10 protein-coding genes and 1 pseudogene are annotated in these 11,702 nt (G+C 62.8%); 6 read left to right on the top strand and 5 right to left on the bottom strand.

Annotation, left to right across the window (positions count from 1 at the left end):
- The first annotated feature begins 175 nt into the window (after nucleotides 1-175).
- From AB3X94_RS30610 to AB3X94_RS30595, 4 genes are all read left to right on the top strand, one after another.
- The gene (locus AB3X94_RS30610) at nucleotides 176-1,111 is read left to right on the top strand and encodes a carbohydrate ABC transporter permease (protein ID WP_026229139.1); all 936 of its coding nucleotides are present in this window, start codon (nucleotides 176-178) and stop codon (nucleotides 1,109-1,111) included.
- Nucleotides 1,108-1,983, top strand: a complete 876-nt coding sequence (locus AB3X94_RS30605; RefSeq protein WP_176105166.1) for a carbohydrate ABC transporter permease — start codon at nucleotides 1,108-1,110, stop codon at nucleotides 1,981-1,983. Before AB3X94_RS30610 ends, AB3X94_RS30605 begins: the two co-directional genes overlap by 4 nt.
- Nucleotides 1,980-2,693, top strand: a complete 714-nt coding sequence (locus AB3X94_RS30600) for an HAD family hydrolase (protein ID WP_368613534.1) — start codon at nucleotides 1,980-1,982, stop codon at nucleotides 2,691-2,693. Before AB3X94_RS30605 ends, AB3X94_RS30600 begins: the two co-directional genes overlap by 4 nt.
- 87 nt (nucleotides 2,694-2,780) lie before the next feature.
- Complete coding sequence (locus AB3X94_RS30595) at nucleotides 2,781-3,890, top strand: ABC transporter ATP-binding protein (RefSeq protein ID WP_368613533.1); 1,110 nt, start codon at nucleotides 2,781-2,783, stop codon at nucleotides 3,888-3,890.
- 144 nt (nucleotides 3,891-4,034) lie between these two features.
- On the opposite strand, the gene AB3X94_RS30590 is transcribed toward AB3X94_RS30595, so the two are convergent.
- Complete coding sequence (locus AB3X94_RS30590; RefSeq protein ID WP_368613532.1) at nucleotides 4,035-4,322, bottom strand: contact-dependent growth inhibition system immunity protein; 288 nt, start codon at nucleotides 4,320-4,322, stop codon at nucleotides 4,035-4,037.
- Between the two features lie 10 nt (nucleotides 4,323-4,332).
- Nucleotides 4,333-5,165 (bottom strand): annotated as a pseudogene (locus tag AB3X94_RS30585) (RNase A-like domain-containing protein).
- A gap of 350 nt (nucleotides 5,166-5,515) precedes the next feature.
- On the opposite strand from AB3X94_RS30585, the gene AB3X94_RS30580 reads away from it, so the two are divergent.
- A complete protein-coding gene (locus AB3X94_RS30580) occupies nucleotides 5,516-5,926 on the top strand; it encodes a hypothetical protein (RefSeq protein WP_368613531.1) in 411 nt (136 codons plus the stop codon).
- A gap of 337 nt (nucleotides 5,927-6,263) precedes the next feature.
- On the opposite strand, the gene AB3X94_RS30575 is transcribed toward AB3X94_RS30580, so the two are convergent.
- The 3 genes from AB3X94_RS30575 to dalD all read right to left on the bottom strand — a co-directional run bounded on the left by AB3X94_RS30575 (nucleotide 6,264) and on the right by dalD (nucleotide 10,264).
- Nucleotides 6,264-7,211: a sugar-binding transcriptional regulator gene (locus AB3X94_RS30575; protein ID WP_176105172.1), complete on the bottom strand. Its 948-nt coding sequence runs from the start codon at nucleotides 7,209-7,211 to the stop codon at nucleotides 6,264-6,266.
- Nucleotides 7,212-7,288: 77 nt separating this feature from the next.
- Nucleotides 7,289-8,770 carry a xylulokinase gene (gene xylB / locus AB3X94_RS30570; RefSeq protein ID WP_176105173.1) on the bottom strand — a complete coding sequence of 494 codons (1,482 nt, stop codon included), beginning with the start codon at nucleotides 8,768-8,770 and terminating at the stop codon, nucleotides 7,289-7,291.
- Nucleotides 8,771-8,851: 81 nt separating this feature from the next.
- Complete coding sequence (dalD, locus tag AB3X94_RS30565) at nucleotides 8,852-10,264, bottom strand: D-arabinitol 4-dehydrogenase (RefSeq protein ID WP_368613530.1); 1,413 nt, start codon at nucleotides 10,262-10,264, stop codon at nucleotides 8,852-8,854.
- Nucleotides 10,265-10,637: 373 nt separating this feature from the next.
- Here dalD and AB3X94_RS30560 point away from each other — a divergent pair, with 373 nt between their 5' ends.
- Entirely contained in the window at nucleotides 10,638-11,615 is a 978-nt protein-coding gene (locus AB3X94_RS30560) for an AraC family transcriptional regulator (protein WP_176105175.1), read from the top strand.
- The last annotated feature ends 87 nt before the right edge of the window (nucleotides 11,616-11,702 follow it).

Genomic DNA, 11,702 nt, shown 5'->3' with positions numbered 1-11,702 from the left:
TGCTGTAACCCGGCATGCCCGCCGCATCGACCGATGCGGCTCATGAAGCAGGGCGGCCGTTGGTCTGCGCCGTAAGCGATGCGGCGCGTGCCGTGCGTCATTCAGCACGGCACGCCGCGTCGCACACACGCGGCTCGGGCGAACGCTCCGCGCATTACCGAACAGGTGGTCCATCATGCGTCCTTTGCGCCTACCTTTGATGCACGCCCATCCCCAGACAGAAAAAGAACGCGAGGAGCGTAAGGCCAATTCGGCCCGCTGGCTCGTGGCGCCGTCGGTCAGCGTTCTCGTGCTGTGGATGGTCATTCCGCTCGCGATGACGATCTGGTTCTCGTTCTCGCACTACAACCTGCTGAATCCCGATCTGCGCGGTTTCGCAGGTTTCGACAACTACCGCTATCTCGCGACCGATCCGTCGTTCGGCCCGTCGATCGCGCACACGATCGAGCTGATCGTGTGGGTGCTCGTGATCACCGTGGTCGGCGGGGTGCTGATGGCGATCCTGTTCGATCGCAAGTTCTACGGGCAGGGCATCGCGCGCCTGCTCGCGATCGGGCCGTTCTTCGTGATGCCGACGGTCAGCGCGCTGATCTGGAAGAACATGATCCTGCACCCGGTGTATGGCCTCGTCGCGCAGGGCATGCGCGCGCTCGGCATGCAGCCGATCGACTGGTTCGCCGACTATCCGCTGACGGCGGTGATCATGATCGTCGCGTGGCAGTGGCTGCCGTTCGCGTTCCTGATCCTGTTCACGGCGATCCAGTCGCTCGACCAGGAGCAGAAGGAAGCCGCGAAGATCGACGGTGCGGGTCCGTTCTCGATGTTCTTCTACATCACACTGCCGCATCTGAGACGCGCGATCGCGGTCGTCGTGATGATGGAGACGATTTTCCTGCTGTCGATCTTCGCCGAGATCTACACGACCACGGGCGGCGGCCCCGGCAACGCGACCACCACGCTGTCGTATCTGATCTTCTCGCTCGGCCTGCAACAGTTCGACGTCGGTCTCGCATCGGCGGGCGGTATTCTCGCGGTCGTGCTGGCCAACATCGTGTCGTTCTTCCTCGTGCGGATGCTCGCGAAGAACCTGAAAGGGGAGTACGAAAAATGAGCCACGTTGCCTCTACTGCTGCATCGACGACCCAACCCGTCGCGTTGCCGACCAAATCGCCGTTCGACACGATTCGCCGCGGCATTCCCGGCGTGATCGCGTGGCTCGTCGCGCTGCTGCTGTTCTTCCCGATCTTCTGGATGACGATCACCGCGTTCAAGACCGAGCAGCAGGCCTACGCGTCATCGCTGTTTTTCATGCCGACGCTCGACAGCTTCCGCGAAGTGTTCGCGCGCAGCAACTACTTCGCGTTCGCGTGGAACTCGGTGCTGATCTCGGTCGGCGTCACGCTGCTGTGCCTGATCCTCGCGGTGCCGTGCGCGTACGCGATGGCGTTCTTCCCGACGAACCGCACGCAGAAGGTATTGCTGTGGATGCTGTCGACGAAGATGATGCCGTCGGTCGGCGTGCTCGTGCCGATCTATCTGCTGTGGAAAAACAGCGGCCTGCTCGATACGGTGTCGGGTCTGATCATCGTCTACACGCTGATCAATCTGCCAATCGCGGTCTGGATGGCGTTCACGTACTTCGCCGAAATACCGCGTGACATTCTCGAAGCCGGGCGCATCGACGGCGCGGCGACGTGGCAGGAGATCGTCTATCTGTTGATGCCGATGGCACTGCCCGGACTCGCGTCGACCGCGCTGCTGCTCGTGATCTTGGCGTGGAACGAGGCGTTCTGGAGCATCAACCTGTCGAGCTCGAACGCCGCGCCGCTGACCGTGTTCATCGCGTCGTATTCGAGTCCTGAGGGGTTGTTCTGGGCGAAGTTGTCGGCCGCTTCGTTGCTGGCGGTCGCACCGATCCTGATCGTCGGCTGGCTGTCGCAGAAGCAGCTGGTGCGCGGCCTCACGTTCGGGGCGGTCAAGTGACGGCGGACCCGACGGCGGGTCCGGACGTCGCGCGATATGCGTTGATCTGCGATTGCGACGGCGTGCTGATCGACAGCGAAGCGGTGGCCGCGCGCATGCTGGTGCGGGAACTCGAGGCGCGCTGGCCCGGCGTCGAGGTCGAGCCGGTCGTGCTGCCGCTGCTCGGGCTGCGCATCGAGCGCGTGCTGCAGGACACCGCGACGCAGCTCGGCCAGCAGCTCGGCGCGGACGATATCGACGCGATCCGCCGCGCGGTCGAAGCGGCGGCGATCGATGCGCCCGCGGTAGACGGCATCGAGATGGCGCTGACCCAGGTGCCGCTCGTCAAAGGCTGCGCGAGCAATAGCTTCCGGCCGTACGTCGAGACGGTGCTGGCGCGCACGGGCCTGAAGCGGTTCTTCGGCGAGCGGTTGTTCTGCGCCGACGCGGTGCCGAATCCGAAGCCCGCGCCGGACGTGTATCTGGCGGCGGCGCAAGGCTTCGGGCTTGCGCCTGCCGCGTGCCTCGTCGTCGAGGACAGCGTGACGGGTGTCACGGCGGCGGCCACGGCGGGCATGGCGGTGCTGGGGTTTATCGGCGGCGGTCATGCGAGCGATGCGCAGATCGAGCGTCTGCACGCGGCGGGCGCGCGTCATGTATTCGACGATATGCGGCAGTTGCCCGACCTCGTCGCGCAATGGTCGCTGTCCGTGACGGCCGCGGCGCCATGAGCGCGCGAAGGTATGCGACACGACACGGCATCAGGTAGCAGCACGAAGTAACGAGCAGCATCGAACAGCATTACACGGAGACACATCATGGCAAGCGTAACCTTGCGCAACATCAGAAAGGCCTACGACGACAACGAAGTGATGCGTGACATCAATCTCGACATCGCCGATGGCGAGTTCGTCGTGTTCGTCGGGCCGAGCGGTTGCGGCAAATCGACCCTGATGCGGATGATCGCGGGCCTCGAGGACATCACGGGCGGCGATCTGAACATCGACGCCGCGCGCATGAACGACGTGCCGCCGGCCAAGCGCGGCATCGCGATGGTGTTCCAGTCGTACGCGCTGTATCCGCACATGACGCTGTACGACAACATGGCGTTCGGCCTGAAGCTCGCCGGCGCGAAGAAGCCGGAGATCGACGCGGCCGTACGCAACGCGGCGAAGATTCTGCATATCGACCATCTGCTCGATCGCAAGCCCAAGCAGTTGTCGGGCGGACAGCGGCAGCGTGTCGCGATCGGCCGCGCGATCACGCGCAAGCCGAAGGTGTTCCTGTTCGACGAGCCGCTATCGAATCTCGACGCCGCGTTGCGCGTGAAGATGCGCCTCGAGTTCGCGCGCCTGCACGACGAGCTGAAGACGACGATGATCTACGTGACGCACGACCAGGTCGAGGCGATGACTTTGGCCGACAAGATCGTGGTGTTGTCGGCGGGCAATCTGGAACAGGTCGGCAGCCCGACGATGCTGTATCACGCGCCCGCGAACCGTTTCGTCGCAGGTTTCATCGGTTCGCCGAAGATGAACTTCATGGAAGGCATTGTGCAGTCGGTGTCGCGCGACGGTGTCGCGGTGCGTTACGAGACCGGCGAGACGCAGCGGGTGTTGGTCGAGCCCGGCGCGGCCAGGCAGGGCGACAAGGTAACGGTCGGCATTCGCCCCGAGCACCTGCACGTCAGCGCGACCGAGGACGGCATCGAGGCACGCACGATGACGGTCGAATCGCTCGGCGATGCCGCGTACCTGTACGCGGAGTCGAGCGTCGCGCCGGACGGTTTGATCGCGCGGATTCCGCCGCTCGAACGTCATGCGAAGGGCAACACGCAGAAGCTCGGCGCGACGCCGGAGCATTGCCATCTGTTCGACAGCGACGGGAAGGCGTTTCAACGCAAGATTGTTGAGGTGTTGGCGGCGTGATCGGGCGATGACGCATTGCGGAAACAGACGGCGCACTCAAGGCGCTGTCTTTCGAGGATGTTGGGCGCTTTGGGTTTCCGATGTGAAATAAAAGCAGGGAAAACCTCCGGACGGCGGGAGCCGTCCGGTTCGGGGAAAGCGACGCTATTCGCTCATGAGACGCTTAAGCTCATTAAGAAAAGACTCGGTGGTATGTCCCCACAGCGTCGGATCAAAGCCCGCTCCATAGCTTTTTTCAAACGCACAATCCAGATCGGCCGAGTGCTCATCCATGAACGAATTGATTTCATGAATCAAATTCGAATAAGTGTGGGGGCTGTCCTTTTTGTAACAAGCCACGATTTCGGCAATGGTTTCGCCAAAAAGGTCAAAGTCCTGACCAAAATATACGTGAAATATGCGGTGCATCGCGGGGTAGCGTTCGGGCGACATCGTTTTCCCTTCAGTCAATATAAGCGGTAAGCACGTAATATGGCATGCCATTATAGGGTTCGTACCTTAGAAAGACTGTCACTCTATTCATTTTCGTCAGCTTTCCTGTTCCCTCGATATCCCATATCCAACGTCGCCTGCGACGTGCTTAATCAGTGTAAGAGTAATATCTCGCGTCGGATTCTGCGCCCACGCGCGGAGTCTAATTGCGTTTGAAGACATAACTTCCGATATAGCCAATTCCGCAGTTCCGCGGTTTGTGAACGATGACACGACTTTCCGCTGCGGCTCATTTACCAGTCTTTCCCGCAACTGCGCTTCAGTCCTTCCGACATGTTTCAAAAGCGTATGTCCACCGATCCTGCTGCCCTCCTTCGCTTCATGCATGTCCAGGTTGATCCGGCCTACTGCTATGCGGGCGGCGCGCGCCGCCCTGACCAAGCCAGAGAAGCCGAATGGCACGGCGATATCGAGGGACAGGCCGATGTTGTTCGCCATGTCGGGGCTCGCTTGCATCGCTTCAGCGAGTTTAGTCGTGCCCCGCTGGGTCAGCGTGGCCGTGTCCTGACCCGTCCAGACCTGCCGCAGCCCAGCCGCCGCTGAGTCGGAGCCATGTATCCCGAATACGACACAGCCGGCTTTGCTCGCCATCGTCGGATCTGGCAAAGCGCACAGCACACCCGCGCCGACCATTTCCAGCACGCCGCCGACGACCTGTAACCCGCCCCAAAGCCGGTTGGAAAGCATCTCCGTCTGACTGATCAACTGGCGAGACAGCACGGCCGCGACTTGCGGAGCACTCAGTACAACCTTCACTCCTTCGGCGTTATCGGCACCGGGCATATTGAAACCCTCTGATGTTTTTGTGGGGCTCCAATGCTGACTTGCTGACCGCCTCTCAAGATTGGGACAACTCCGAATTTTCCGTAGGTCGGATGCGCGGTGCCTGTTTTGCGTGAAGCGGGAATAGCCAAAGCATTACGCTCGTTGCGACTGTTTCGTCGTAACGGAGCTACAGATAGTGTGAGCGCGGTGCCGTCTGACTGTCGGTCAGCGATAGCAGCTTTGGCGGCCCGGTATTGGTCGCCGAACAGCGCCTTCTCTCCGAATCATCCCTCGCCCATAGACGGACCGTGAATCCACCGGTTATCTTTCTCACCGCTTATTTGGATGTTTAATTGAGGCAAGTGAAAATGAGTTTAATCACCGATATCCTCGCGGCGAGAGGCCCAACGATGGTCAGAATTTCCGATGTACTGGACTATTCAGATGACCTGTCCTTGGCGCTGTCCAAATTCGGCCTGACGCCCGACGAGAAGATGCTTATGCCCCAGGATAGAGCCAGGGCCATTGCTATTCTTACGAATCTGCTATGGAAAGAACAGGCTTATGATTGTGAGCGCATGAACAGGGGTAAAGCGGAAGAGCTTGCTGAAAGAATAATTTCTGAAAATGAATTAAAAGACAGTAGGTATTTTTCAAACAAGGAATCGCCATTGTCGAATTCATGGAATGGTCTTACGGACTCGACATTTGACTCGGGTATTATTATAAGTAGTGGAGATGGTCAATATTTCTGTATCTGGTTTGAAGATGAAGATTGATTTGACGCCTTCAGATAAATCATGGAAAACCAGTCAACTTATCAAGATTACGAACTTTCAGGAGACGCAATCGCTGAGGTCGTTGAATGCTACAAACAGGGAACGCCTGTGGACGCGCATGAAAGGATGTTGTCTGAGATGGGGCGATTCAAGCGCGAGCACCCTGACCCGGACAGGGCATTTGAGGAGACTTACGGACTTTTCGCCAGACCTGTGGGGGCGCACGGCCGCCTCATTTATTGAGGAGTTGACGAGGCTCCTGAGCGAGTAAGCTTCCAACCGCGCCATCTTGCGGCGCGTCTACACCGATCGCCCGCCTTCTTCTGCGGGCGTTTTTTCACGCCTCCAACGCCGCCCGCGCACACAACTCATCCGTCACGAGCCCCGACAACCACCCACCCTTGAGCACCGCGATCAACGCCTCACGCTTGCGCTGTCCGCCCGCAAACCCGATGGTCGGCCGGCGCGGCGGCGCGTCGAGCGCGATGCTCGTCACGCGCCGGCCGGTCGGCGATTCGACGTGCGCGCCGGCCGCATCGATCGGCAGGCCCAGCATTTCGGCGACCGCGCCGTTGTGCATCAACTCCTTCACCTCGCCTTCCGTGATGAAGCCGTCCTCGTGCAACGGACAGGTCATGCCGATGTTGCCGATGCCGACGAACGCCACGTCGGCCTGCGCGGACAGCGACTCGACGATCCGATAAAGACGGTGATTGCACCACTGCGCGCGCTCGGCCTCGCTGTCGGCGAGTAGCGGCGCGGGCAGCAGAAAATGCTTGCCACCGGTCTTTTCAGAAATGTGCAGCGCGACGTCGTAGCGGTTCGAGGAGCCGTCCTGCGCGATCGCCCCGACCATTGATACCAACCGGTGCTGCGGACGGTCCAGCTGCGCGATCTGATCGACCGCGGCCTTCAGCGTGCGGCCACTGCTGACTGCGACCACCATCGGCTTTTCCGCGGTCAGATAACGCTCCATCACCTGCGCGCCGGCCACCGCGAGCTTGCGGTCGAGTTCCTCGGGGGTATCGCCATCGATCGGCACGACCTCGCACATGCTCAGGCCGTAGCGCTTCGACAGCTGATCGGCGAGCGACAGACAATCGGCGAGCTTGTGATCGACCCGCACGCGGATCAGGTTCTTTTCGACCGCGAATGCGACGAGCCGCTGCGCGACCGGCCGCGACACCTGCAGCTTCTCGGCGATTTCGTTCTGGGTATTGCCCGCGACGTAGTAAAGCCACGCGGCGCGCGTGGCGAGATCGAGTTTTTCTGTGGACCTGGGCACGATGAGATTTCGCTTGAAGTGTGCCGATGATAGCGGCCGGCGGCGCGTCTGTCGCGCAGGCCGGCCGCGGATGACGCTCAGGCGAGCGGGGCGCGGGCGGGATCGAACAGCGGCCGTACGTGGCGATACAGCGCGCGATACGCTTCGAGGCGCGTGCGCAATTCCGCGTGGCGGCGCGGATTCGGCGTGAACTCCTTTTCGACGGGCGGCTTGGTCAGCACGGTGGCCGGCTCGCCACCTGCCGCGAGCCAGCCGAGACGCGCCGCGCCGAGTGCCGCGCCGGTTTCGCCGCCGCCATGCTTGACGGTCACGGTGTCGAGCGCATCGGCGAGCAACTGGGCCCAGTAGTCGCTGCGTGCGCCGCCGCCGAGCAGCGACAGCACCTTCGCTTCGGTGCCGGCCGCGCGCAGCGCGTCGAGGCCGTCGGTCAGCGCGAGCGTCACGCCTTCGAGCACCGCATAGCCGAGCAGCGCGCGGTCGGTAGCGTGAGTCATGCCGAAGAATACGCCTTGCGCGTAGGGGTCGTTGTGCGGCGTGCGCTCGCCCGACAGATACGGCAAGAAGAGCGGCGCGGTGGTCAAGGCCTCGGCGGGCAGCGCCTCGATTTCGGCGAGCAGCGTCGGCTCGTCGGTCGACGTGAGCTTGCAGACCCAGCGCAAACAGCTCGCCGCCGACAGCACCACGCTCATCTGATGCCAGCGGTCCGGGATCGCATGACAGAACGCGTGCACGGCGGAGGCCGGGTTCGGCCGGAAGCTGTCGCCGACCACGCACAGCACGCCCGATGTACCCAGCGACACGAAGCCGTCGCCCGGTTGCGTCGCGCCGATGCCGATCGCGCTGGTCGCATTGTCGCCGCCGCCGGCCGCGACGATCACGTCATCGCGCAGGCCGAATTCGCGCGAGAGTTCCGGCAACAGCGTGCCGGCCGGCGCGCTGCCTTCGCGCAGCGCCGGCATCTGCGCGCGCGTCATGTTGCAGGCCGCGAGCAGCGAATCCGACCAATCGCGTTTCGCGACGTCGAGCCACAGCGTACCGGCCGCGTCCGACGGATCGGACACCTTGCCGCCCGTCAGTTGCAGGCGCAGATAGTCTTTGGGCAGCAGCACGCAGGCGGTTTTCGCGAAGATCTCCGGCTCGTGACGCGCGACCCAGAGCAGCTTCGGCGCGGTGAAACCGGGCATCGCCAGATTGCCGGCGACGCTGTGCAGGTCCGGCGCACGCTCGGTCAGCTCCGCGCATTCCTTGTCGCTGCGCATGTCGTTCCACAGGATCGCGGGCCGCAGCACGCGATTCTCCGCATCGAGCAGCACCGCGCCGTGCATCTGCCCCGACAGGCCGATGCCGCGAATCTGCGCGAACTCGTCGGGATGACGCTCGCGCAACGCGGCGAGCGCGCTGCGCGTGCCCGCCCACCAGTCTTCGGGATTCTGCTCGGCCCAGCGCTGGTGTGGGCGCGAAACGGTGAACGGCGAGCCTGCGGTGCCGATCACGCGGCCATCGGAGGCGAGCAGCAGAACTTTCACTTCGGACGTGCCGAGGTCGATGCCTAGGTACATGGGAGCGAAACCTTCGTCGTTGGAGATGCGCTACTTTATCCGCACATCGCGCGCGCTGTCATGCGCATTAAGCCTGGCTCGTCAAGCCGCGCCGCGTTTCGCGAGCCAAGCGTCGACACGCGCGAGCGCGCCCGCGAGCGCCGCTTCGAGCTCGGGCGTCTGCGCCATGCCGCCCCACAGCAGCCGGTCGGCCGCGAATGCGCGCAGCGGATCGGGCGCCGTGAACAAGCCGTGGGCGACGCGCTCGTCCATCACGCCGTCCTGATACGCGTAGGGCAGCTTGCCCGTGTGCCAGCGCTCCAGAAAGCGGAAGAACAACGCGGGCAACATCGCGGTCGCCGCCGGCGTGACGCCACGCTCGAAGCATTCGGCGAGTGTCGGCGCGATGAAGCCGGGCAGCTTCGAGAAGCCATCCGCGGCGACGCGCTGGTTCGTGTCGAGAATATGCGGATTGCTGAAGCGCTCGAGCACGACGTCGCGATAGCGTTCGAGATCGAGCGGGCTCGGTGTCAGACACGGGATCACGTCCTCGGTCACGTAGTCGTATGCGAACTGGCGGATGTCGGCGTCGAGCGTGCCTTCGTGGATGTAGTTCAGGCCGACCAGCGTGCCCGCCCACGCGATGCAGCTATGCGTCGCGTTGAGGATGCGGATCTTCGCTTCCTCGTACGGCAGCACCGAATCGACGAGTTCCGCGCCGACCTTCTCCCAGGGCGGCCGTCCCGCGATGAAGCGATCTTCGATCACCCACTGGATGAACGCCTCGCCCATCACCGGGCTCGCGTCGTCGACGCCGGTCGCGGCCTTCACGCGCTCGCGCACGTCGGGCGTCGGACGCGGCGTGATGCGATCGACCATCGAGCACGGGCATGACGTATTGTCGTCGAACCATTGCGCGAGTTCGTTCGCGCCGCGTCGTTCGAGAAACTCGCTCATCCCCGCATGAAAGCGCTCGCCGTTGCTGCGCAGGTTGTCGCAGGTCTGCAGCGTGACGGGTCCCGCGCCGCGCTTCACGCGCGCGTCGAGAATCGCCGCGAGCGCGCCGTAGATCGTCGTGTGACCGCCGGCGAGGTCGGCGGCGAGATCCGGATTCGCGGTGTCGAGCCGGTCGTGTTCATCGAGGTAATAGCCGCCTTCGGTCACGGTGAACGCGATGATCTTGCAGGCCGGATCGGCACCCGCTTCGATCAACCCGTCGAGGCTTTCGCTCCACGGCAGCACGCGCTCGATCGAGCGGATCGTCTCGTAGGCGCGCTGGCCTTGCGGCGTGACCGTTTCGAGCGTGTAGACGCCGTTCTGCGCAGCGAGCGCTTCGAGCACCGGGTTCATGTCGCCGCGAATATTGCCGACGGTCAGCGACCAGTGCGGCTCGCTGGCCGCGCTCGCTTCGTTCAGCCGATGCAGATACCACGCCTGATGCGCGCGATGAAACGAACCCGCGCCGATGTGCAGGATCACGTGTGCGGCCGCGCCGCTGCCTTGCCCGCTGTTCATGTCGTGTCTCCGGAAACTACGGCGCTCGTGGCGCGCGTTTTGTGCGTGCAGAGCATTTGCTCTGTATGTGAGCGAATGATCGTCCCCGGCGAAACGAAAGTCAAGGCAACGGGGCGGGGTTTTGATGGCGCAGCGCGGCATGCTGGATGCGCGGGCGGCAGCGAGCAGTGTCCGCGGCGGGAACACGCGCTGCGCTCTTCATATTGCATTGCATCAAATTTGACCTCGCGCGCGTCCGGATTAACCCCAGTGCAAAAAAGTATCGGTCCGCGGCTTCTTTTTAAGTGGTCGCCAACGCGTTTGGGGGTTACTTTTTGCTTTACAAGATCAAGATCGGCGGCGCCTCACCCGTGCCGCTCCGTGGAGGCAGACAGTGCAACCTGATCTCGAAATCGTGGCCGTACGCCACGACGAATCGTTCAAAGTGTGGTCGCATGGCTATCCGTATCGCACGGTGCGCTGGCACTTTCATCCGGAGTACGAGATCCATCTGATCGTCGCGACGACCGGCAAGATGTTCGTCGGCGATCACATCGGCAGCTTCGCGCCCGGCAATCTCGTGCTGATGGGGCCGAACCTGCCGCACAACTGGGTCAGCGACGTGCCCGAAGGCGAGAGCGTCGCGCAGCGCAATCTGGTCGTGCAATTCGGCCAGGAGTTCGTGTCGAACTGTCTTGAGAGTTTTCCGGAGTGGCGTCAGGTCGAGGCGATGCTTGCCGATGCGCGTCGCGGCCTGTCGTTCGGTCACGAGACCTCGGCGCAAATCAAGCCGCTCTTTCTCGAACTGCTCGGGGCGCGCGGACTGCGCCGGCTCGTGCTGTTCATGTCGATGCTCGAGATCCTGATGAACGCGCCGGATCGCGACACGCTCGCGAGTCCCGCATACCAGGCCGATCCGACCAGTTTCGCGGCGACCCGCATCAATCATGTGCTCGCGTATATCGGCAAGAACCTCTCGAACGAATTGCGCGAGTCGGAGCTTGCGCAACTCGCCGGCCAGAGCGTCAGCGCGTTTTCTCGTTACTTCCGCCGCCATACCGGGCTGCCTTTCGTGCAGTACGTGAATCGCATGCGCATCAATCTCGCGTGCCAGTTGCTGACCGACGGCGATCTGAGCGTGACCGACATCTGCTTCAAGGCGGGCTTCAACAACCTGTCGAATTTCAACCGGCAGTTTCTGGCCATGAAGGGCATGGCGCCATCGACGTTCCGCCGTTATCAGCAACTGAACGATGCGAGCCGCGACGCTTCCGAGCAAGCGGCCGCGCGTGGCAGGGGCATCGACAACGCGCCGGCGATCGTGCTCGCGCCGGGCTTGCCGCGTAGCGGCGTCGCCTATCCGGTCACATAGTGCCCAACCGGTGGTCCAAAAGCTTTAGTCCACTCGCGTTTCAACACGCATCGATCGCGCTGTGCGCTCACAGCGCGACGGGCGTGC

The organism is Paraburkholderia sp. BR10923, from assembly GCF_040948765.1.
Taxonomy (GTDB): Bacteria; Pseudomonadota; Gammaproteobacteria; order Burkholderiales; family Burkholderiaceae; genus Paraburkholderia; species Paraburkholderia youngii.
The sequence above is the reverse complement of the archived record's forward strand: the minus strand, read 5'-3'. Positions and strand labels throughout refer to the sequence as shown.